The organism is Streptomyces sp. NPDC101490 (genome assembly GCF_044767145.1).
GTDB lineage: Bacteria > Actinomycetota > Actinomycetes > Streptomycetales > Streptomycetaceae > Streptomyces.
In genome coordinates, this window is record NZ_JBIWNI010000019.1 from 57,574 (window position 1) to 79,555 (window position 21,982).

Below are 21,982 nucleotides of genomic sequence, written 5' to 3' on the forward strand. Positions count from 1 at the left end.
GCGGGACGGTATGGGGCTCACAGGCCCGGCACCCCGGCCGAGGCACGGCACCGTTCACCACCGACGCGATGACCCGGGCCTTCGGCCCCGCTGTCATCGCGGACGGCCGGGCCCCGGGCCGGGGCGCGCGGTGCGGGCGGCCGGGTTGTGCCAGAGGGGAGGCGGTGGGCCGAGGAGGCGGTCGGCGGGGGTGTGGGGGCGGACGGCGAAGGGGCTCACCGGCGGCAGGACGTCGTGGTGGATGCGGTCGGGAGCGGTGCCCAGCTCCACGAGGACCTCGACGACCTCCGTGATGAAGCCGGGCGGCCCGGCGAGGTACACGTCGTGCGCGGACCAGTGGACGCAGGACCGGAGCGACTGGACGAGCCGCTCGGTCGCCTGGTCCTTGGGGTGGCCGGGCGCGGAGGTGATGTAGGTGACGCTCAGCCCGTCGAGCCGGGCGGCCAGCCGCTCCACGTCCCGGCGCCCGTACAGGTGCTCCTTCGCGCGCGCCACGACGAACAGCCGCCCCTTCAGGGCCGGTTCACGCTCGACCGCCTCGGACAGGAGGGCCTTCACCGGCGCCCAGCCGGTGCCCGCGCAGATGTAGGCGCGCTGTCCGCCCGGTTCCGTCCGGGCGACGAGGTCGCCGTCGGGAGTCCCCAGCCGCAGCACCCCGCCGGGCGCCGTGCCGTGCACGAGCGCCGTGCTCATCACCCCGCCGGGGACCCGGCTCACATGCAGTTCCACGGTGCCGTCCGGGCGGGGCGCGTCGGCGAGGGAGTAGGTGCGCCAGACGCGGGGGACGCGGGGCGAGGCGACGCTGACGTACTGACCGGGCAGGAAGGGCAGGGGCTGCCGGGGCCGCAGGGTGAGGACGGCCAGGTCGGGGCCGTGCCGCTCGTGCCGGACGACGTCCGCGTCCCACCAGGCCGGCTCGCCCGCCGCCACGGCCTCGTCGGCGCCCGCCAGCATCAGTTCGGCCAGGTGCGCGTACGCCTCCGTCCAGGCCTTCTCGGCCTCCGTGGTCCAGGCGGCTCCCGCCACATGGGCGAACGCGGCGAGCAGGCTGGTGCCGACCGAGGCGTAGAGGGCGGGGGTGGCGAGGAACCTGCGGTGGTCGCGGCCCAGGCGCCCCAGGTACGCGGGGAGGTCCGGGTCCTCCAGACGCTCCACCAGATGCGTGAGCGCGGCGAAGAGCCGGTCGCGCTGGGGCCGCATGTCCCCGGGGAACAGCTCGCGCAGGGACGGCTCCTGCCGGAAGAGATGCGCGTAGAAGTAGGTGACGGCGTGCTCGGCCCGTCTCTCGACGACCGCGAACGTGCTCCTGAGCATCTGAGGGTCCACTGTCAGGAATGTAGGGCACCCGTCCGGCCCGTCCTCACGGAATCTCCACACCCGGATCCGGCGGAACCTGCCTGTACGGTCGGGGGGTGAGCACCACCCCCGGCCCAGCCCCCGCCTCCCGCCCCGCCCCCGGAGAAGTCCCCGGCGCCCCGACCTGCCCGGTCTCCGGGCCCGCGCCCGAGCTCTTCACCTGGGAGTTCGCCAGCGACCCCTACCCCGCGTACGCCTGGCTCAGGACGCACGCGCCGGTGCACCGCACGACCCTCCCGAGCGGGGTCGAGGCCTGGCTGGTGACCCGCTACGCCGACGCCCGGCAGGCCCTCGCGGACCAGCGGCTCTCCAAGAACCCGGCGCACCACGCCGAGTCCCCGCACGCGAAGGGGAAGACGGGCATCCCGGGCGAGCGCAAGGCCGAGCTGATGACCCATCTGCTCAACATCGACCCGCCGGACCACACCCGGCTGCGCAGGCTCGTCTCGAAGGCGTTCACCCCGCGCCGGGTCGCCGAGTTCGCCCCGCGCGTGCAGGAGCTGACCGACCGGCTCATCGACTCCTTCGTGGAACGGGGGAGCGCGGACCTCATCCACGAGTTCGCCTTCCCGCTGCCCATCTACGCCATCTGCGACCTGCTCGGGGTGCCCGAGGAGGACCAGGACGACTTCCGGGACTGGGCCGGGATGATGATCCGGCACGGCGGCGGGCCGCGCGGCGGGGTCGCGCGGTCGGTGAAGAAGATGCGCGGCTATCTCGCGGAGCTGATCCACCGCAAGCGCGAGGAGCCCGGGGACGACCTCATCTCGGGTCTCATCCGGGCCTCCGACCACGGTGAGCACCTCACCGAGAACGAGGCCGCCGCGATGGCCTTCATCCTGCTCTTCGCCGGCTTCGAGACCACTGTCAATCTGGTAGGTAACGGACTTTACGCACTTCTCCGGCATCCGGAGCAGCGCGCCCGGCTCCAGGACTCGATCGCCGCCGGGGAGACCGGACTCCTGGAGACCGGGATCGAGGAGCTGCTGCGGTACGACGGGCCGGTGGAGATGGCCACCTGGCGGTACGCGACCCGGCCGCTGACGATCGGCGGGCAGGAGATCCCGGCGGGCGACCCGGTGCTGGTGGTCCTCGCCGCCGCCGACCGGGACCCCGAGCGGTTCGACGGGCCGGACGTCCTCGACCTCGCCCGGCGCGACAACCAGCACCTCGGATACGGGCACGGCATCCACTACTGCCTGGGCGCGCCGCTCGCCCGGCTCGAAGGGCAGACGGCCCTGGCGACCCTGCTGACCCGTCTCCCGGACCTGCGGCTCGCCGCCGATCCGGCCGAACTGCGGTGGCGCGGCGGGCTCATCATGCGGGGGCTGCGCACCCTTCCGGTGGAGTTCTCTCCGGCCGCACCCCTCCACGGATCTGATGGGGTATCAGAAATGTGATCTTCGCGTGATCGCGGGTGCATCGACTTGTGATGAGCGTTCGAATACGGCTACGTTCCCCGACAACTCAGTTCGACCACCCCAGTTGTCACGCGAAAGGCGCTCCTATGCGTTCCGGGAACGGACGACACCGCCGCCCCCGTCAGGCCCCCGCCATCGTCGTCGCCGCGGGGGTGACCGGGTCCGCCATGGCGCTTCCCCTGCTCGCCACCGGCTCGGCGTCCGCCGCCGACGCCGCCACCTGGGACCGGGTCGCCGAGTGCGAGTCCGGCGGCCAGTGGAGCGCCAACCTCGGCAACGACCTGTACGGCGGCCTCCAGTTCACCCAGGACAGCTGGGAGCGGCACGGCGGTCTCGCCTACGCGCCCAGCCCCGACCTGGCCAGCCGTGCCCAGCAGATCGCGGTGGCCGAGAAGGCCCTCGCCAAGGGCTCCACCGCGTGGGCCACCTGCGCGCCGATCGCGGGACTCGTCAACGACGGGGCCCGGCCGAAGGTGGACCCGGGCCCCGCGGACCTCCCGAAGCCCTCCGGCGGCCCCGTCGCCGAGTCGAACCGTACGACGGGCCCGTCGTCCTCCAGCGCGGCGGAGAAGTCCCGGAGCGCGGCGGGAAGGACCGCCGAGGCGCGCACGGCCACGGCGGCGCCCACGGGCCCCGCGGCGCCTTCGACGGGCGCGCCGGTGACGGGGGCTCCGGTCGACCCGACGGCGCCCGTCTCCCCGGTGGCCCCCGACCCCGGCACCACCGCGCCCGACGGATCGGTCACACCGGGCACGTCCGGCGAGCCGACGACCGGTGCTCCGTCCACGGGCTCGGGCAAGCACCGGGGCGACGCAGCCGCGGAGGAAACCGGCAATTCGGGCGAAACTTCTGAAACCGGCCGCCATGCGGCACCGGGTGACGGTCTCTCCGGGGAGACCGCCGCGAAGTCCGTGACCGACGCCTCCAAGGGCTCGGACGGAACGGACAGTCAGGGCACTTCGGGCGCGTACACGGTGAAGGCGGGCGACAGCCTGTCCGACATCGCACAGCAGAACGAGCTGCCCGGAGGCTGGACCGCGCTCTATGACGCCAACCGGAAGACGGTCGGTACCGACCCGGACCTCATCCTTCCTGGTCAGAGCCTTGACCTGACGGAGGGTCCGACCGCGCAGGCGGAGTGATTCGGGGTCATATGTCCGGTTCTGGGCAAGTGAGACATGGGTCTCTTCGCCCCAACTGGCGTGTCACGTCTGCAAACTTTGCTCCCGTCACCTCTCACCTGCGCAAACCCCCCCCGCCGGAAGGCAAGGAGGGCCGGAATGTCCGTCATTCGCCTCTTTGAACTTCCGGTGGGTCTGTGTCTACGGTCATCACCGCTCGCCACCGCGGGCCCCGTCGACCGAAACGCCGAATCCTGCCGTCGGTCGTCGGGAACAGTCGTCGCGCAAGCGCCGAAGGCAGGAGCGGGGGACCCAAGGTAAGTGCCGGCCCCGGCCGTCGAGACAGACGGCCGACGACCGGCTTGGGGTGAAGTCGCGTGCTGGGACACGCGGCCGGGCAACTCATTGGCCCGAACCCGACAGCTCACCTCGCAGGCGTCGGTGAGGAGAATCTCCATGCTGTTTTCCGGTAAGGGCAAACACCGCCGTCCCTCCAAGGCCACCCAGGTCGTCACGCTCGTCGGCGTCACCGGTGTCGCCGTCGCCGCCCCGCTGATGACCGCGGGCACCGCCTCGGCCGCCACGGCCTCCGAGTGGGACCGCGTCGCCCAGTGCGAGTCCGGCGGCAACTGGTCCATCAACACGGGCAACGGCTACTACGGCGGCCTCCAGTTCTCGGCCTCCACCTGGGCCGCGTACGGCGGCACCGCCTACGCCTCGACCGCCAACCAGGCGTCGAAGTCCCAGCAGATCGCCATCGCCGAGAAGGTCCTCGCGGGCCAGGGCAAGGGCGCGTGGCCGAGCTGCGGCGTGGGCCTCTCCCGTGCCTCCTACGACGGCGGCGCCGCCGAGAGCACCCCCAAGACCGTCACCCAGCAGCCGAAGCAGCAGCCGAAGCAGCAGCGGTCGGCCGAGCAGCCGACGACCCGCAGCGAGCAGCGCCAGACCCCGAAGAAGGTCACGCAGCAGGCCGCGCCGAAGGCGACCGTCACCACCCCGACCGGCAAGAAGGTCGAGAAGGGCGACGGCGAGTACAAGGTCGTGGCCGGCGACTCCCTCAGCGGCATCGCCCAGGCGCACGGCGTCAAGGGCGGCTGGGCCAAGCTCTTCGAGCTGAACAAGGACGTCGTCGACCAGGCCGACCTGATCTACCCGGGCCAGCAGCTCCACCTCAAGTGAGCCCGGCGGTCCGTACGGGTCCGGTGGCCCGTACGGCACCGACGACCCTCCCGCGGTGACCACCCCGGCCCGGCGCGCCTCCCCCCGTGCGCGCCGGGCCGGGGTTTCCGCCGTCCGGGGCCTCCCGCTCCTCTTTCTCTTTGCTCTTACGGGTCACGGGCGCGGTCACGGGCGGAGGCGCGGGCGCCGACGCGCGTCAGGGACGGAACTCCGGGTGCGGGCGGATTCCCCGCCACGAACGGGACTCCCCCTCCCCTCTCCCGGCGCGCCCCCGCCGTGTGCGGACACCCCGCCACGGGCCGGGTCCCCGCCACGTACGGATTCCCCTCCTCCGCCCGGATTCCCCGCCGCGGGCGGACCCGCCGTCCTCGCGCCCCGAGGACGGTGGACCCGGCGTTTTCGGGAGACTTCATGGTTACTGTCCAGTAGATCCGGGGTCTTTCGCCCCTGAATGCATGCCCTTGGGCCCTTTTTCGTCCCAGGGGGCGGGCGCCCGGCTGGCCGGAGCCTCCGAGCCGGTTAGGCTCTTGACGCAAGGCCAAGCCGACCCTGCGCCGACCTTGCGTCACATCCAGCGTCACATCCCATAAGGAGATGCTCGTGCCGTCCATCGACGTCGTCGTAGCCCGGGAAATCCTGGACTCCCGAGGCAACCCCACCGTCGAGGTCGAGGTCGGCCTCGACGACGGCAGCACCGGCCGTGCTGCCGTTCCGTCCGGAGCCTCCACCGGTGCGTTCGAGGCCCTTGAGCTTCGCGACGGTGACCCCAACCGCTACCAGGGCAAGGGCGTCGAGAAGGCCGTCCTCGCCGTGATCGAGCAGATCGGCCCGGAGCTCGTCGGCTACGACGCCACCGAGCAGCGTCTGATCGACCAGGCCATGTTCGACCTGGACGCCACCCCGGACAAGTCGTCGCTCGGCGCCAACGCCATCCTCGGCGTCTCCCTCGCCGTCGCGCACGCCGCCTCCGAGGCCAGCGACCTCCCGCTCTTCCGCTACCTCGGCGGCCCGAACGCGCACCTGCTGCCCGTTCCGATGATGAACATCCTCAACGGTGGGTCGCACGCCGACTCCAACGTCGACATCCAGGAGTTCATGATCGCCCCGATCGGCGCGGAGTCCTTCTCCGAGGCCCTCCGCTGGGGCACCGAGGTCTACCACACGCTCAAGGGCGTCCTGAAGCGCAAGGGCCTCTCCACCGGCCTCGGCGACGAGGGCGGCTTCGCGCCGAACCTCGACTCCAACCGTGCCGCGCTGGACCTGATCCTCGAAGCGATCAAGGAAGCCGGTTACGCCCCCGGCAAGGACATCGCGCTCGCCCTCGACGTCGCCGCCTCCGAGTTCTACAACGACGGCAAGTACGAGTTCGAGGGCAAGTCCCTCTCCGCCGCCGAGCTGACCGAGTACTACGAGGAGCTGGTCGCGGCCTACCCGCTGGTCTCCATCGAGGACCCGCTCTTCGAGGACGACTGGGCCGGCTGGAAGGTCCTCACCGACAAGCTGGGCACCAAGGTCCAGATCGTCGGCGACGACCTCTTCGTCACCAACCCGGAGCGCCTGGCCCGTGGCATCGAGGAGGGCTCCGCGAACGCCCTGCTCGTCAAGGTCAACCAGATCGGCTCGCTGACCGAGACCCTCGACGCCGTCGAGCTCGCCCAGCGCAGCGGCTTCAAGTGCATGATGTCGCACCGCTCCGGCGAGACCGAGGACGTCACCATCGCCGACCTCGCCGTCGCCACCAACTGCGGCCAGATCAAGACCGGCGCCCCGGCCCGCTCCGAGCGCGTCGCCAAGTACAACCAGCTGCTGCGCATCGAGGAGATCCTCGACGACGCCGCCGTCTACGCCGGCCGCAGCGCCTTCCCGCGCTTCAAGGGCTGACGGAGTCGCACCCGGTAGTTCCGTCCGTCCCCGCACCCGGTCCCGTACCGTGTGCGGGGACGTACGCGTGAACAGGGGAGGCGACACGACATGGCCGCGAAGAACCGGGACCGGTTCTCCACCGCGACCCGGATCAGGCTGCTCGGCGAGCAGACCGCCGCCCGTGTCTACCGCTCCCAGACCCGCCGCCAGGCCCGCCGCTCCCGGCTCACCGGCCGCGCGGCCTTCCTCGCCCTCGTCGTCTGCTCCCTCGTGGTGGCGCTCGCCTACCCCATGCGGAGCTACGTGTCCCAGCAGGGCGAGATCGCCGAGCAGCAGCGCAGGGCCGCCGAGGCGGCCCGGCGCGTCGAGGAACTCAGGGACGAGAAGGCCCGTCTCCAGGACCCGGCCTACGTCCGCCGCCTCGCCCGTGAGCACCTGCACTACCTGATGCCAGGCGAGACCGGCTTCACCGTGGACGACCCCGACGCGGAGCGACGGCCCCGCGCCGAGCAGGGCGCGGCCGACCGCCCCTGGTACGACAACCTCTGGGACGGCGTCGACCACGCCGACCGCCCCTGACCCTCCCCTCCCGTACGCGACACACGAGCAAGGCAGACATGGAAACGCCCCCTCCGCAGACCGCACGCACCGAGCCCACCGACGAGGACATCGCGGCCTTCGAGCTCCAGCTCGGCCGGCCGCCCCGCGGGCTGCGCGCCATCGCCCACCGCTGCCCCTGCGGTCGGCCCGACGTCGTCGAGACCGCGCCCCGGCTCCCCGACGGCACCCCCTTCCCCACCACGTACTACCTGACCTGCCCCCGGGCGGCCTCGGCCATCGGCACCCTGGAGGCCAACGGGGTCATGAAGGAGATGCAGGCCCGGCTCGCCACCGACCCGGAGCTGGCCGCCTCCTACCGTGCCGCGCACGAGGACTACCTCGCCCGCCGCGACGCCATCGAGGTCCTCGAAGGCTTCCCCAGCGCGGGCGGGATGCCCGACCGCGTCAAGTGCCTGCACGTCCTCGTCGGCCACTCGCTCGTCGCGGGCCCCGGCGTGAACCCCTTCGGCGACGAGGCCCTCGCCATGCTCCCCGAGTGGTGGGCCAAGGGCCCCTGCGTCACCCCGTGCGCCCCCGAGGAGGAGGACGGCCGGACCGCCGAGTCCTCCGACGGCGGGGAGACCAAGTGACCCGGGTCGCCGGAATCGACTGCGGCACGAACTCCATCCGGCTGCTCGTCGCCGACGTGGACCCCACGACGGGCGAGCTGATCGAGCTGGACCGGCGGATGACGATCGTCCGGCTCGGCCAGGACGTCGACCGCACGGGACGGCTCGCCCCCGAGGCGCTGGAGCGGACCTTCGCCGCCTGCCGGGAGTACGCGGCCGTCATCCGCGAGCTCGGCGCCGAGCGGCTCCGGTTCGTCGCCACCTCCGCCTCCCGCGACGCCGAGAACCGCGCGGACTTCGTGGCCGGGGTCGTGGAGATCCTGGGCGTCGAGCCCGAGGTCATCACCGGCGAGCAGGAGGCCGCGTTCTCCTTCGCCGGGGCCACCGGCGAGCTGCCCGCCGACCGGACGTACCTGGTGGTGGACATCGGCGGCGGCTCCACCGAGTTCGTCACCGGCGACCGGCACGTCGAGGCCGCCCGTTCCGTGGACATCGGCTGCGTCCGGCTCACCGAGCGGCACGTCCGGCACGACCCGCCGACCGCCGAGGAGGCCGAGGCGATCCGCGCCGACGTCCGCGCCGCCCTCGACCTGGCCGCCGAGACCGTCCCGATCGGCGACGCCGGGACCCTCGTCGGTCTCGCGGGCTCCGTCACCACGGTCGCCGCCATCGCCCTCGGCCTCCCCGAGTACGACTCCGCGAAGGTCCACCACTCCCGGATCTCCGCCGCCCAGGTGGCCGAGGTGACCGAGCGGCTGCTCGCCTCCACCCACGCCGAGCGGGCCGCGATCCCGGTGATCCACCCGGGCCGGGTGGACGTGATCGTCGCCGGTGCACTGGTGCTGAGGGAGATCGTGGAGCGGGTCGGGGCGCACGAGGTCGTCGTCAGCGAGCACGACATCCTCGATGGGATCGCCCTATCCGTGGCATAGCGGGCATCTATCGTCCCGTCCGACGACACGGCGTCGGGAAAGTTCGTGAACTTCTTCACAAGGAAAAGGGCCCTGGCGGCCCCTGAGGGGGGTCTTCAGGCCCTCCGGGGGGTGTCCCAGGGCCCTTTCGCAGGTGCGGAGGCCGATTCGCTCGACGTTTCCATCGTGTGAACGGGGGGTCCCCGAGGGCCTGTGCGGGGGCCCTCCAGGCCAGTTCACAAGGGGTGAACAACGTTCGCCCGGGCACCCCGGTTCCTTTGCAGCACCATGACATGGATCACGTGGGCGGCGGAGTGTAGCAGAAGGACCCGAAGACCTTGTGAAGGGGCGCACGAGGACCCCCCTCCGAGGGGGTGGATACTCGATGCCATGAGCACCACGGAGCGTCCCAGGATCCTCGTAGTAGGCGGCGGGTACGTAGGCCTGTACGCAGCTCGGCGCATCCTCAAGAAGATGCGCTACGCGGAGGCGACCGTCACGGTCGTCGACCCGCGGTCGTACATGACCTACCAGCCCTTCCTCCCCGAAGCCGCCGCCGGCAGCATCTCGCCGCGTCACGTCGTCGTCCCGCTGCGACGCGTCGTCCGCGGAGCCGAGGTGCTCACCGGCCGGGTCACCACCATCGACCAGGACCGCAAGGTCGCCACGGTCGCGCCGCTCGTCGGCGAGTCGTACGAGCTTCCGTTCGACTACCTGATCATCGCGATGGGCGCGGTCTCCCGCACCTTCCCGATCCCGGGCCTCGCCGAGCAGGGCATCGGCATGAAGGGCATCGAGGAGGCCATCGGCCTGCGCAACCACGTCCTGGAGCAGCTCGACAAGGCCGACTCGACCACCGACGAGGAGGTCCGCCGCAAGGCGCTGACCTTCGTCTTCGTGGGCGGCGGCTTCGCCGGCGCGGAGACCATCGGCGAGGTCGAGGACCTGGCGCGGGACGCCTCGAAGTACTACCAGAACGTCTCGCGCGAGGACATGCGCTTCGTCCTGGTCGACGCGGCCGACAAGATCCTTCCCGAGGTGGGCCCCAAGCTCGGCCAGTACGGCAAGGAGCACCTGGAGAGCCGCGGGATCGAGATCTACCTCGAAACCTCCATGGACTCCTGCGTCGACGGTCACGTCGTGCTGAAGAACGGCCTGGAGGTCGACTCCCACACCATCGTGTGGACCGCCGGTGTGAAGCCGAACCCGGCGCTCTCCCGCTTCGGTCTGCCGCTCGGCCCCCGCGGCCACGTGGACTGCAACGAGAAGCTCCAGGTCAACGGTCTCGACTACGCCTGGGCCGCGGGCGACAACGCCCAGGTCCCGGACATGGTCGGCCGCCGCGCGGGCAACCCCAACGCCTGGTGCCCGCCGAACGCCCAGCACGCCCTGCGCCAGGCCAAGGTCCTCGGCGACAACGTCGTGTCGGGGATGCGCGGCTTCCCGCAGAAGGAGTACAGCCACGCCAACAAGGGCGCCGTGGCCGGACTCGGTCTGCACAAGGGCGTCGCGATGATCGTCATGGGCAAGGTGAAGATCAGGGTCAAGGGCCGTCTCGCCTGGTACATGCACCGTGGCTACCACGGCATGGCGATGCCGACCTGGAACCGCAAGATCCGCGTCTTCGCCGACTGGACCCTCGCGATGTTCCTCAAGCGCGAGGTCGTCTCCCTCGGCGCCATCGAGACGCCGCGCGAGGAGTTCTACGAGGCCGCCAAGCCCGCTCCCGCTCCGGCCGCCCCGGTGCAGGAGAAGGCCAAGGCCTCCTGATCGCGGGGGCCGGGAGACCCCAACGGGTCCCCGCCCCCTGAAATGCCGTCACACCCCCGCAAAGGGCCGTCCGCCATCCGTGGTGCGGACGGCCCTTCGCGTGTTTTGCCGAGTTGTTGTGTGGTGCCGGGACTGCGCGCGCCCAAGAACGTGTTCCCTTGACGACGGACGTTTCTGGGGCCCGAGATCACGGAGGTGCGCATCATGGCCGACGCCGCGTCGCGGCTGACGACCCTTGCCGAAGAACTGTCGGGAGAACCGTTCCCGGTACGCCTGCGGGCCTGGGACGGCAGCGAGGCCGGACCAGTGGAAGGCCCCGTTCTGATCGTCCGCGACCGCCGCGCCCTGCGGAGGATGATCTGGAAGCCCGGCGAACTGGGCCTGGCCCGCGCCTGGGTGGCCGGGGAGATCGACGTCGAGGGCGACCTGTACGAACTCCTCGACCGGCTCTCCGGAATGCTCTGGGAGCGCGACGACGAGCCCCGGGGCCTGCTCGCCTCCGCGCGCGACCCCCGCATCCGCGCCGCCGTCCGGGGCCTGCTGCGCCTCGCGGGTCACGTGGTCCCGCCGAGGCCACCGGCCGAGGAGATGCGCGGCCGGGGCGGCAGCAGCCACACCAAGGGCCGTGACAAACAGGCGATCAGTCACCACTACGACGTGGGCAACGACTTCTACGAGCTGGTCCTCGGCCCGTCGATGGTCTACTCGTGCGCCTACTGGGCCTCCGACGGACCGGACGCGTCCCTGGAGGACGCCCAGCGGGACAAGCTCGACCTCATCGCCCGCAAGCTGAACCTGAAGGAGGGCGACCGGCTCCTCGACGTGGGCTGCGGCTGGGGCTCCATGGCCCTGCACGCCGCCCGCGCGTACGGAGCCCGGGTCGTCGGCGTCACCCTCTCCCGCGAGCAGGCCGCGTACGCCCGCAAGAGGGTCGCCGAGGAGGGGCTGGCCGACCTCGTCGAGATCCGCGTCCAGGACTACCGGGACGTCACCGACGGCCCGTACGACGCGATCTCCTCGATCGGGATGGCCGAGCACGTCGGCGCCGTCCGCTACCGGGAGTACGCCGGCATCCTCCACGGGCTCCTCAAGCCCGGCGGCCGGCTCCTCAACCACCAGATCTCCCGGCGCCCCGAGCCCGACGAGGAGTCCTACGAGGTCGATCCCTTCATCGACGCGTACGTCTTCCCCGACGGCGAACTCGCCCCGATGGGCCGCACCCTGACGACCCTGGAGGACGCGGGCTTCGAGGTCCGGGACGTCGAGGCGATCCGGGAGCACTACGCGCTCACCCTGCGCCGCTGGGTGGCCAACCTGGAGGCGGACTGGGACCGGGCGGTCCGGCTGACCTCCCCGGGCCGGGCCCGGATCTGGCGGCTCTACATGGCGGCCTCCGCCGTCGCCTTCGAACGCAACCGGATCGGCGTGAACCAGTTCCTCGCCGTGCGGACCCCGGTGTCGGGGCACAGCGGTACGGCGCTGCGCCCGCGCGTCTGGAACGAGGGGACGGCCTGACACGGCGAAGGGCCGGTCCCCCCTCCGGACAGAGGGGGGACCGGCCCTTCGCGCTCGGTGCTACTCGGTCTTGATGGCGGCGAGCATGTTCAGCCTGGCCGCGCTGCGGGCGGGCCACAGCGAGGCGAGGACGCCGACCAGGGCGGCCAGGACCAGGAAGATCGCGATCCGGTCCCAGGGCAGGACCAGGGCGTAGCCGGGCAGGCTCTTGCGGAGGGTCTCGCCGACGGCCCAGCCGAGGAAGCTGCCGAGGCCGATGCCGACGATCGCGCCGAAGACCGAGATGACGACGGCCTCCAGACGGACCATCCGCTTGACCCGGGGCCGGTCGAGACCGATCGCCCGCAGCATGCCGATCTCCTGCTGCCGTTCGAAGACGGACATGGCCAGGGTGTTGACGACACCGAGGACGGCGATGATCAGGGCCATGCCGAGCAGGCCGTACATGATGTTCAGCATCATGTTGATCGGGCCGCCGAAGGAGTCGCGGATGTCCTTGTGGTCCATCACCGTGATGGCCGGGTTGTCACCCATGGCCTTCGACAGGGCCTTCTCGTGGGCGGCGCTGGCGCCACCGGAGGTCGAGACGAAGATCTCGCGGATCTGGGCGTCGTCCTCGTGCTCGCCGATCAGGCGGTGGTCGGCGAGGATCGAGGAGACGAAGGTGCTGGGCTCGTAGACCGCGCCGATGGTCACCTTGCCCTTCTGCTTGTCCATGAACTGGACCGGGACGACGTCGCCGACCTTCAGACGGCTCATCTCCGCCATCTTCGTGTCGACGGCGATGGTGTTGCCGCCGAGGGCGGACATCGAGCCCTGGACGACGTCCAGCTTGAGGAGCTTGTCGATGGCTCCGGGGGTGACGCCGGAGGCCGAGCTGTACGCGCCCTTCACCTCGAGGCTGCCCCACTGCTGCGGGGAGACCGCGGTGACGCCGGGGGTCTTCTCCAGGGCGGTCAGCACGTCCTTGCTGAGGGTGTCCCCGCTGGCCATGGAGACCATGTAGTCGGCCTTGATCTGGTCGGTCGTCGTCTTGTCGAGGGACGAGCCGACCGTGGCGCCGAGCACCGAGAGGCCGGTGACCAGGGTCAGGCCGATGGCGAGCGCGGAGGCGGTGGCGCCGGTGCGGCGCGGGTTGCGGACCGCGTTCAGACCGGCGAGCTTGCCGGAGACCCCGAAGAGCTTCACGAAGACCGGCCGGATCACGGCGATCACGGGCCGGGACAGGAACGGGATCAGGATGATCACGCCGATGAGGGTGAGGAACGCGCCGCCCGCGATGAGCATCTGGCCCGTGTCGCCGCCCTGGCCCGCGCCGAGCACGATGAGGACCGCGCCGAGGGCGGTGACGGCCGCGCCGATGGAGTTCCGCACGACCAGGGACTTGGTGCTGGCGGTGGCGTGGACGCTGCTCATGGCGGCGACCGGGGGGATCCGCGCGGCGCGGCGGCCGGGCAGCCAGGCGGCGAGGACGGTGATGAGGACACCGACGCCGAAGGCGCTGACGGCCGGGGTGGCGGTGAGGACCAGGTCGCCGCCGGGGACCTTCATCTCGAAGGCGGCCATGACGGAGCGCAGGCCGACGGCGAGGCCGATGCCGAGGACGTAGCCGACGGTGGAGGCGAGCAGGCCGACCAGTCCGGCCTCGGCGAGGACGGAGCGGGTGATCTGCCGGCGCGAGGCGCCGACCGCGCGCATCAGGGCCAGTTCCTTGGTGCGCTGGGCGACCAGCATGGTGAAGGTGTTGGAGATCAGGAAGATCCCGACGAAGAGCGCGATGCCCGCGAAGCCCAGGAGGACCTTGTTGAGGGTGCCGAGGCCCTCCTCGATCTCCTTGGCCTGCTTGTCGGCCAGGGCCGTGCCGGTCTCGGCGTCCGCGGACTTCGGGACGACCTTGGTGACCTCGTCGAGGAGCTTGCCCTCGGCGGCGCCGGGGGCGGCGGTGACGGTCATGTCGCGGTAGAAGCCGGGCTTCAGGTACAGCTTCTGGGCGACCTCGGTGTCGAAGAGGACGAGGCTGCCGCCCGCGTTGACGGCGCCGTCCTCGGTGGTGAAGACACCGGCGAGGGCGTACTCCTTCACCGGGCCGTTGGTGGCGACGCGGACGCTGTCGCCGACCTTGTAGCCGCCCTTGGTGGCGGTCTCCTGGTCGAGGGCGATCTGTCCGGCCTCGACCGGTCCCGTGCCCTTGACGAAGTCGTACGCCCGGTCCTTGCCGTCCTTGCCGGGGGCGAAGTTGGTGCCCTTGTTGGACCAGCCGACGCCGATCAGCTTGCCGTTCTTGTCCGGCACTCCGGCGAAGCCGTCGACGCGCGGGGTGACGGAGGCGACCCCGGCGAGCTTCGCGACGTCGTCGACGTTCTTCTGGGAGAGGCCGGGGGACTTCCGGGCCTCTTCGGGGCTCGGGTACATCGAGACGGAGACGGCGACGTCGTCGTAGCTCTTCGCCGACTGGTTGCGGAAGGCCTGGGAGAGGGTGTCGGTGAAGACGAGGGTGCCGGAGACGAAGGCCACGCCGAGCATCACGGCGAGCAAGGTCATCAGCAGTCTCGCCTTGTGCGCGAGCACGTTGCGCAGGGCGGTACGGAACATGGGTGTGTCCTGGAGGAAGGGTCGGGCGGCGGGCGGGGGCGGGCTGACGCCGGGTGTCAGCTGGTGCGGCCCTTGGCGTCGAAGGCCTTCATGCGGTCGAGCACGCCGTCCGCCGTCGGGTGCAGCATCTCGTCGACGATCCGGCCGTCGGCGAGGAAGATCACGCGGTCGGCGTAGGAGGCGGCCACCGGGTCGTGGGTGACCATGACGACGGTCTGGCCCAGTTCGCGGACCGAGTTGCGGAGGAAGCCGAGGACCTCGGCGCCGGAGCGGGAGTCCAGGTTTCCGGTCGGCTCGTCACCGAAGATGATCTCGGGCTGGGAGGCGAGCGCGCGGGCCACGGCCACGCGCTGCTGCTGGCCGCCGGACAGCTCGGTCGGACGGTGGGTGAGGCGGCCGGAGAGGCCGAGCATGTCGATGACCTGCTGGACCCACTGCTTGTCGGGCTTGCGGCCCGCGATGTCCATCGGCAGCGTGATGTTCTCCAGGGCGGTCAGGGTCGGCAGCAGGTTGAACGCCTGGAAGATGAAGCCGATCTTGTCCCGGCGGAGCTGGGTGAGGTGCTTGTCCTTGAGGGTGGACAGCTCCGTGTCACCGAGCCGGACCGAGCCGGAGGAGAAGGAGTCCAGGCCCGCGACGCAGTGCATCAGGGTCGACTTGCCGGAGCCCGAGGGGCCCATGATCGCGGTGAACTCACCCTGCCGGAAGTCCACGGTGACGTGGTCGAGCGCGACGACCTGGGTCTCGCCGTGGCCGTAGACCTTCGAGAGGTCCGTGGCGCGGGCGGCCACCGCGGTGGCGCGGGACACGGTGGGGGAGGTGGTCACGGTGGACTCCTGTCACTGCGGGTTGTCTGGGAACACCTCCATCCTGTCGAACGTTCTTGTTCGAATCGTCCGTCCCTGTGCCCGTTCCCGGGGCAGCCTGGAGTCGGACCGGTCCCTCCGGCTCTCCTCCTGAGGTATGACGGCACCCCTGACGCGAAGGGTGATGGCGAGCTTCCGCCGAGGTGACAGAAGTGCGGCGACTTTTCGTCATTCCATGGGGTGCGGCTTTACGCCCGCGAGCCCCGTCACAGTTCGGGGAAAACCCTCTCCACCTGCACTGACGCACCCTCAGACGTCAATAAAATAAGACAACATCGGGGGGATGTTCCGCTGAATGAGGGAAGCGTCCCGATAAGCTCCTGTGCCAACGCGGAGCTTCGCGACGCCCGGATGGTGGAACGCAGACACGGCGAGCTTAAACCTCGCTGGCCTTCGGGCCGTACCGGTTCGAGTCCGGTTCCGGGCACCATTCGCGCCCCAGGCGACCGCCTGTGGCCCGACCCTTCCCCTCCCCGCCGTTCCCCCTCCTAAACCAGCCGGTCCGGCGACCGGCCGCCGTGCTCCTCGGAGAGCGGAGAGCGGCGGGCCGCCCGTCTCCACAGAGGGGACGCCTCCCCCCTACAAGGACCCGTCGGCGTCCGCGTCGGTCGGCCCTCGTCGCCGTCGAAGTCGGCGAGCCGCAGGAAGCCCGGGCGGCCGGGACCAGGACCGGGCCGTGGCTCCCGTCGAAGCGGAGCGCACGGGTCCGGGCGTCCCGGAGCCGGGCGCTCCGGCGGAACGAAGATCGGAAACCCAGGGCGAAAAGATCCTCCCCGAGCACTAGGGAGTTTCTTTTGCCCACCCATTACTCTTGACGCAAGGCCGTGCCGTGCGGTCTGCCATGGAGGAGTGAGATGAGGAGCAGCAACCCGGTCTTCTCGCGACGGGGGTTCAGCCGCGACGCCGGCCACGCCGGTGTCAACGCGCAGCCGCAGGCCGGGGGCCCCGCCGTCGGAACCAACCCGTACGCGACGGGCAATCCGTCCGCCGAGGCCGCGACGAACCCGTACGCGACCAACCCGTACGCCCCGCAGGACACGCTCGGAGCCCCGCAGCAGGCCCGCGGCGACGTGATGACGATCGACGACGTCGTGAGCCGTACGGCCCTGACGCTCGGCACGGTCGTGCTCACCGCCGTCCTGGCCTGGACGCTGCTCCCCGTCGACGCGGCGAACCTGGGCAAGTCCTACGGCATCGCCATCGGCGCCGCCCTGGTCGCCTTCGTCCTGTCGATGGTGCAGTCCTTCAAGCGCAGGCCGTCCCCGGCCGTGATCATCGCGTACGCGGCCTTCGAGGGCGTCTTCCTCGGTGTCATCTCGGCCGCCGTCTCGGCGCACATCGGCGGCTCCGCGGTCGTCCAGGCGGTCCTGGGCACCATGGCGGTCTTCGCCGGTGTCCTGATCGCCTACAAGGCGGGCTGGATCCGCGTCAACCGTCGTTTCTACGGCTTCGTGATGGCCGCCACGATGGGCTTCGTCCTGCTCATGATGGCGAACCTGCTGTTCTCCGTCTTCGGCGGCGGTGACGGCCTCGGCTTCCGCAGCGGTGGCCTCGGCATCCTGTTCGGCGTCGTCGGCGTCATCCTGGGCGCCTGCTTCCTCGCCCTCGACTTCAAGCAGGTCGAGGACGGCGTGACCTACGGCGCGCCGCGCGAGGAGTCCTGGCTGGCCGCCTTCGGCCTCACCATGACCCTGGTGTGGATCTACCTGGAGATGCTGCGCCTGGTGTCGATCCTGCAGGGCAACGACTGACGTTCCCCGCATCTCGGGGAAGGGCCCGTCCGGCTTCGCGCCGGGCGGGCCCTTCCGCGTCCCGGGGGCCGTCGGCGGCGGTCCCCGGGGACGCGTAGGGTCACGGGGTGCGCGATACGAGTGAACTGACCGCTGCCGTCGAACGCTTCGCCGACCGGCTGCGGGCCGCCCCGCAGAGCCGCCTCCAGCGCGGTGCGGCGGCCGAAGGACTGGCCCTGGCCCGGGAGCTCGCGGAGCGCGCCCAGCGCGCCGAGGAGCCGGACCGGGAGCCCAGGACCATGCGGGACGCGGGGGTCTTCGCCGTCGCCGACCAGCTGGCCGTCGCCGGGAACGATCTGGCCGAGATCATGCGAACGGCCCCGGCCGACTCCCACGAGGGAGAACTGGCGGAGGCCGTGGAACGGGTGCGGGCGGCGCAGGAGCGCTCGGGGCTGTAGGGGGCCGCGGCGGGCCCGGGGCCGGAGGAGCCGGGCCCGGGGAGGCACGGGGAGCCGCGGGGCCGTCCAGGGGCCCGGTGCGGGCCCCGGGGGTGCCGTGCGGCTCAAGAGGGTGCGGTGTGCGGTCCCGCGAAGGGCGGGGTGGCCCGGAGGGCGCCCGGTGCGGGCCCGGGGCGGCTCGGAGCGTGCGGGACGGCTCGGTGGGGGCTCGGGGAGTGCGGGACGGCTCGGAAGGGCCGGTGCCGGGCGGGGGGCCCGGCCGGGGATCACAGGGACGCGATGACGCGGTCCGCCAGGATGTAGACGTTCTCCTCGTCGGACTCGCCGTACGAGAAGGTCAGGGCGAAGGCGCCCGAGACGCCCGAGCCGCCGAGCAGCACCGGCGTCAGACCGGAGCGCAGGGCCTCCGCGAGGCGCTCCGCGGTCTCCCGGTGCCCCGGGGTCATACAGAGCGTCGTGCCGTCGGCGAAGACGTACACGTCGAGGGTGCCGAGCGGGCCGGGGCGCACATCGGTCAGCGCGGTACGGGTGTCCGCCAGCTCCTCCAGGCGCGCCACGGTCCGCTCGTGGTCGGTGACGACCGGCGTCTGCACCGGCACGAAGTCCGGGTGCGAGGGGTGCCTGCGGCGGGCGGCGGCCAGCTCCGCCGAGTCCTCCGGGTACTCGTCGAAGGCGTCGAGCGGGTCGGTGCCGTCGAGAGCGGCGGCCTCCGCCTCCATGGCCTCCAGCGCCATCGCCTCCAGGCCCACGAAGTCCGTCTGGCGCGGCACGAAGAAGCCGGTCTCCTCGGCGCCGCCGCCCAGACCGCCCAGCAGGGAGGGGGCGTCGGCCGCGTCCCGGGCCTCCTGCGCGGCCCAGAAGGCCCGCGCCTCGGCGAGTTCGCGCTCGCGCTCCTCGGCCAGCGCGTCCGCGACCGCGGCCCGTATCTCGGCGGCGGGGCTGGTGCGGGCGGCGGGAACGGTGACGCCGTGCCCGGCCGCCAGCTCGCTCCGCAGGGCGGTGACCTGCTTCCGGAGACCGTGGACTGCGTGCAGGGCGGCAGCGCCCACGGCCGTGGCAGCGGCCGTGGTCAGCAGCAGGGCAAGAGACATGGCGCTCACTGACGTACTCCCGATTCCGAGTCGATCCCCCGACTTCCTACATCAGCTTGTCCTGAGGCGTGGCCCGCTGTCAGTGCATTACGTCACGAAATGGACAGGTATTTGTGCCGGGTGTTTAGTCCCGAAACGGCTGTGACCTGCGAAAACAAACTTCTCCAGGAGATAGGTCACATCCTGGGGGAGATTCGGTCACGGCTGGGACGCGGAGCGGTTGACCGGCACGTTGACCGGATAACCGGACGGGGGGGGGGGGGGGGGGGGGGCGGCCGCGCGCCCCCCCCCCCCCGCCGCCCCCCCCCCCCCCCGCCCCCCCCCCCCCCCCCCCCCCCCCCCGTCCGGATACGTCCCCGCTACGGCTCGGCTACGCCTCAGCTCAGCCGCGCGTTTTCATGCTCACGCTGAACTTCGCCTCCGCTGCGGGCGGGTGCCGCCCTCGTCCCTCGGGCGACCCCCACCCTCCGCTACAGCTCAGCTCAGCCGCGCGCTCTCCTGGTCACGCTGAGCCTCGCCTCCGCTGCGGGCGGGTGCCGCCTTCGTTCCTCGGGCGACCCCCACCCTCCGCTACGCCTCAGCTCAGCCGCTCGATCACCATCGCCATGCCCTGGCCGCCGCCGACGCACATCGTCTCCAGGCCGAACTGCTTGTCGTGGAACTGGAGGCCGTTGATGAGGGTGCCGGTGATCCGGGCGCCCGTCATGCCGAAAGGGTGGCCGACGGCGATGGCGCCGCCGTTGACGTTCACCTTGTCCAGATCCAGCCCCAGCTCCTGGTACGAGGGGATCACCTGGGCGGCGAACGCCTCGTTGATCTCCGCCAGGTCGATGTCGTCGATCGTCAGGCCCGCGCGCCGGAGCGCCTGCCGCGACGCCTCGACCGGGCCCAGGCCCATGATCTCGGGGGAGAGGCCGGAGACGCCGGTGGAGACGATCCGGGCCAGCGGGGTCAGACCCAGCTCGCGCGCCTTGGTGTCCGACATGATCACGAGGGCGGCGGCGCCGTCGTTGAGCGGGCAGCAGTTGCCCGCGGTGACCAGGCCGTCGGGACGGAAGACCGGCTTGAGGCCCTCCACGCCCTCCAGGGTGACCCCCGCGCGCGGACCGTCGTCGGCGGAGACGACCGTGCCGTCCGGCAGCGTCACCGGGGTGATCTCCCGCGCCCAGAAGCCGTTCTTGATCGCCTGCTCGGCGAGGTTCTGCGACCGTACGCCGAACTCGTCCATCTCCCGGCGGCCGATGCCCTTCCAGCGGGCCAGGTTCTCCGCGGTCTGGCCCATCGCGATGTACGCGTCCGGTACGGCGCCGTCCTCGCGCGGGTCGTGCCACGTCGAGCCCTCCGAGGCGGCGACCCCGGCGGTCCGCGCCTCCGCCTCGGCGAAGAACGGGTTGTGCGTGTCGGGCAGCGAGTCCGAGTTGCCCTTCGTGAAGCGGGACACCATCTCCACGCCCGCCGAGACGAAGACGTCGCCCTCGCCCGCCTTGATCGCGTGCAGCGCCATCCGCGAGGTCTGGAGCGAGGAGGAGCAGTACCGGGTGACCGTGCAGCCCGGCAGGTGGTCCAGGCCCATCCGGACGGCCACGATCCGGCCCAGGTTGAAGCCCTGCTCGCCGCCGGGCAGACCGCAGCCCAGCATCAGGTCGTCGATGTCGCGCGGGTCCAGCTCCGGGACCTTCGCCAGGGCCGCCGCCACGACGGTCGCGGTGAGGTCGTCCGGCCGCAGGTCCTTGAGGGAGCCCTTGAAGGCCCGGCCGATGGGCGAGCGGGCGGTCGAGACGATCACGGCTTCGGGCATCACGGCTCCATGAGGGTGCGGAGTGGGCGGACAGAAAGGGAAGTTACCCGTACGTACCGCACGGGTCACCGGGCCGGGCGTGTGATGCGGGCCTCTTTTCTAAGCGACCGCTCAGGCAAGGGGGGCGTCGGTGGCCGCCGGGTCCTCAGCCGGGACCGGGAGGCGCCGCCTCCGCCGGTGCTTCAGCAGTGCCCACGGCCCCCGGGCGCCCGTCACCTCGGTGCCCGCCTCCCGGGCCGCCTCGGCCGCCGCCTTCGCCACCGGCAGCACGTTCTCCCGGCGGGACGGCTCGATGCGGTCGGTCTCCGGCCAGACGCCGAGCACCGCGCAGAGCGTCGGCAGGACCGCCATCGCCGCCGTCGCGTACCCCTCCGCCGACGGATGGAAGCTGTCCACCCCGAACATCTCGCGCGGGTTCGCCGCGAACTCGGGGCCGAGGAGGTCGCCCAGCGACACCGTCCGGCCGCCCTGCTCGACCGCCACGATCGTCTGCGCCGCCGCCAGCTGCCGGGAGGCCCGCCGGGCCAGCCAGCGCAGCGGCTGGTAGACCGGTTCGATCGTCCCCAGGTCCGGACAGGTCCCGACCACCACCTCGGCGCCCGCCGTCCGCAGCCGCCGCACCGCCGAGGCGAGCATCCGCACCGACTGGGTCGGCGGCATGTGGTGCGTGACGTCGTTCGCGCCGATTATCACCACGCACACGTCCGGCGGCCCCAGGGGCTGCGCGAGCAGCAGCGACACCTGCCGCTCCAGGTCGTCCGAGCGCGCCCCGGAGAGCGCCACGTTCCGCAGCACCACCGGCCGCTCGGCCACCGCCGCGAGCCCCGAGGCCAGCAGCGCGCCCGGTGTCTGGCCGGTGCGCCGCACCCCCTGTCCCGCCGCCGTGGAATCACCCAGAAGGGCCAGCCGCAGCGGGTCGGCCGTACCGAACGCCCGGCCGTACAGACCGTCCGCCCCCGGTGGCAGCGGAGCCGTGCCGACGCCGACGGTCCGCTTGGCGATCTGCACCTCGGCGAGGAGCACCCCGACCGCCGCCACCCCGAGCAGGCCGATGCCCCCGCCCCCGTACGCCGCACCCGCCGCGATCCGCCGCGCCACCCTCGCCCTCGACATGGGGCCGTCACCTCCTTCAAGCCGTTCAG

Annotated in this window: 17 protein-coding genes, 1 tRNA gene and 1 riboswitch; of the genes, 12 read left to right on the forward strand and 6 right to left on the reverse strand. The window is 71.8% G+C overall.

The window, feature by feature from the left end; all coding sequences use genetic code 11:
- Positions 1-93: 93 nt before the first annotated feature.
- Entirely contained in the window at positions 94-1,314 is a 1,221-nt protein-coding gene (locus tag ACIRQY_RS27315; RefSeq protein ID WP_403930283.1) for a globin domain-containing protein, read from the reverse strand.
- Positions 1,315-1,412: 98 nt separating this feature from the next.
- Between ACIRQY_RS27315 and ACIRQY_RS27320 the strand changes: the two genes are divergently transcribed.
- The 9 genes from ACIRQY_RS27320 to ACIRQY_RS27360 all read left to right on the forward strand — a co-directional run bounded on the left by ACIRQY_RS27320 (position 1,413) and on the right by ACIRQY_RS27360 (position 12,305).
- Positions 1,413-2,756, forward strand: coding sequence for a cytochrome P450 (locus ACIRQY_RS27320; RefSeq protein ID WP_403930285.1), 1,344 nt, complete (start codon positions 1,413-1,415; stop codon positions 2,754-2,756).
- A gap of 107 nt (positions 2,757-2,863) precedes the next feature.
- Positions 2,864-3,919 carry a transglycosylase family protein gene (locus tag ACIRQY_RS27325; protein ID WP_403930287.1) on the forward strand — a complete coding sequence of 352 codons (1,056 nt, stop codon included), beginning with the start codon at positions 2,864-2,866 and terminating at the stop codon, positions 3,917-3,919.
- Positions 3,920-4,177: 258 nt separating this feature from the next.
- Positions 4,178-4,351, forward strand: a riboswitch (cyclic di-AMP (ydaO/yuaA leader).
- A gap of 3 nt (positions 4,352-4,354) precedes the next feature.
- On the forward strand, positions 4,355-5,077 hold the full coding sequence (locus tag ACIRQY_RS27330) for a transglycosylase family protein (protein ID WP_403930289.1): 723 nt from the start codon (positions 4,355-4,357) through the stop codon (positions 5,075-5,077).
- 594 nt (positions 5,078-5,671) lie between these two features.
- Positions 5,672-6,958 carry a phosphopyruvate hydratase gene (gene eno, locus ACIRQY_RS27335; protein WP_351791463.1) on the forward strand — a complete coding sequence of 429 codons (1,287 nt, stop codon included), beginning with the start codon at positions 5,672-5,674 and terminating at the stop codon, positions 6,956-6,958.
- Between the two features lie 90 nt (positions 6,959-7,048).
- Positions 7,049-7,519, forward strand: coding sequence for a septum formation initiator family protein (locus ACIRQY_RS27340; RefSeq protein WP_351791466.1), 471 nt, complete (start codon positions 7,049-7,051; stop codon positions 7,517-7,519).
- A 38-nt stretch (positions 7,520-7,557) separates the two neighbouring features.
- Positions 7,558-8,130 carry a DUF501 domain-containing protein gene (locus ACIRQY_RS27345; RefSeq protein ID WP_403930292.1) on the forward strand — a complete coding sequence of 191 codons (573 nt, stop codon included), beginning with the start codon at positions 7,558-7,560 and terminating at the stop codon, positions 8,128-8,130.
- Positions 8,127-9,041: an exopolyphosphatase gene (locus ACIRQY_RS27350; RefSeq protein ID WP_403930293.1), complete on the forward strand. Its 915-nt coding sequence runs from the start codon at positions 8,127-8,129 to the stop codon at positions 9,039-9,041. Before ACIRQY_RS27345 ends, ACIRQY_RS27350 begins: the two co-directional genes overlap by 4 nt.
- 369 nt (positions 9,042-9,410) lie before the next feature.
- Positions 9,411-10,790, forward strand: a complete 1,380-nt coding sequence (locus ACIRQY_RS27355) for an NAD(P)/FAD-dependent oxidoreductase (RefSeq protein ID WP_403930295.1) — start codon at positions 9,411-9,413, stop codon at positions 10,788-10,790.
- 204 nt (positions 10,791-10,994) lie between these two features.
- Entirely contained in the window at positions 10,995-12,305 is a 1,311-nt protein-coding gene (locus ACIRQY_RS27360) for a class I SAM-dependent methyltransferase (RefSeq protein ID WP_403930297.1), read from the forward strand.
- 60 nt (positions 12,306-12,365) lie between these two features.
- Here ACIRQY_RS27360 and ACIRQY_RS27365 read toward each other — a convergent pair whose 3' ends face one another.
- Both ACIRQY_RS27365 and ACIRQY_RS27370 read right to left on the reverse strand, forming a co-directional pair.
- Positions 12,366-14,897 (reverse strand): ABC transporter permease, encoded by a 2,532-nt coding sequence (locus ACIRQY_RS27365; RefSeq protein WP_403930299.1) that lies wholly within the window; start codon positions 14,895-14,897, stop codon positions 12,366-12,368.
- Positions 14,898-14,953: 56 nt separating this feature from the next.
- Positions 14,954-15,724 carry an ABC transporter ATP-binding protein gene (locus ACIRQY_RS27370; protein WP_351791482.1) on the reverse strand — a complete coding sequence of 257 codons (771 nt, stop codon included), beginning with the start codon at positions 15,722-15,724 and terminating at the stop codon, positions 14,954-14,956.
- 384 nt (positions 15,725-16,108) lie between these two features.
- On the opposite strand from ACIRQY_RS27370, the gene ACIRQY_RS27375 reads away from it, so the two are divergent.
- From ACIRQY_RS27375 to ACIRQY_RS27385, 3 genes are all read left to right on the forward strand, one after another.
- Positions 16,109-16,193 (forward strand) — tRNA-Leu (locus tag ACIRQY_RS27375).
- Between the two features lie 424 nt (positions 16,194-16,617).
- Positions 16,618-17,514 carry a Bax inhibitor-1/YccA family protein gene (locus ACIRQY_RS27380; RefSeq protein WP_351791485.1) on the forward strand — a complete coding sequence of 299 codons (897 nt, stop codon included), beginning with the start codon at positions 16,618-16,620 and terminating at the stop codon, positions 17,512-17,514.
- A gap of 107 nt (positions 17,515-17,621) precedes the next feature.
- Complete coding sequence (locus tag ACIRQY_RS27385) at positions 17,622-17,951, forward strand: hypothetical protein (RefSeq protein WP_403930302.1); 330 nt, start codon at positions 17,622-17,624, stop codon at positions 17,949-17,951.
- A 266-nt stretch (positions 17,952-18,217) separates the two neighbouring features.
- Here the strand turns inward: ACIRQY_RS27385 and ACIRQY_RS27390 are convergent, their stop codons facing one another.
- From ACIRQY_RS27390 to ACIRQY_RS27400, 3 genes are all read right to left on the reverse strand, one after another.
- Entirely contained in the window at positions 18,218-19,051 is an 834-nt protein-coding gene (locus tag ACIRQY_RS27390; RefSeq protein ID WP_351791491.1) for a hypothetical protein, read from the reverse strand.
- A gap of 568 nt (positions 19,052-19,619) precedes the next feature.
- Complete coding sequence (locus ACIRQY_RS27395) at positions 19,620-20,840, reverse strand: acetyl-CoA C-acetyltransferase (RefSeq protein ID WP_403930304.1); 1,221 nt, start codon at positions 20,838-20,840, stop codon at positions 19,620-19,622.
- Between the two features lie 111 nt (positions 20,841-20,951).
- Positions 20,952-21,953 carry an SGNH/GDSL hydrolase family protein gene (locus tag ACIRQY_RS27400; RefSeq protein ID WP_351791498.1) on the reverse strand — a complete coding sequence of 334 codons (1,002 nt, stop codon included), beginning with the start codon at positions 21,951-21,953 and terminating at the stop codon, positions 20,952-20,954.
- Positions 21,954-21,982 lie beyond the last annotated feature (29 nt).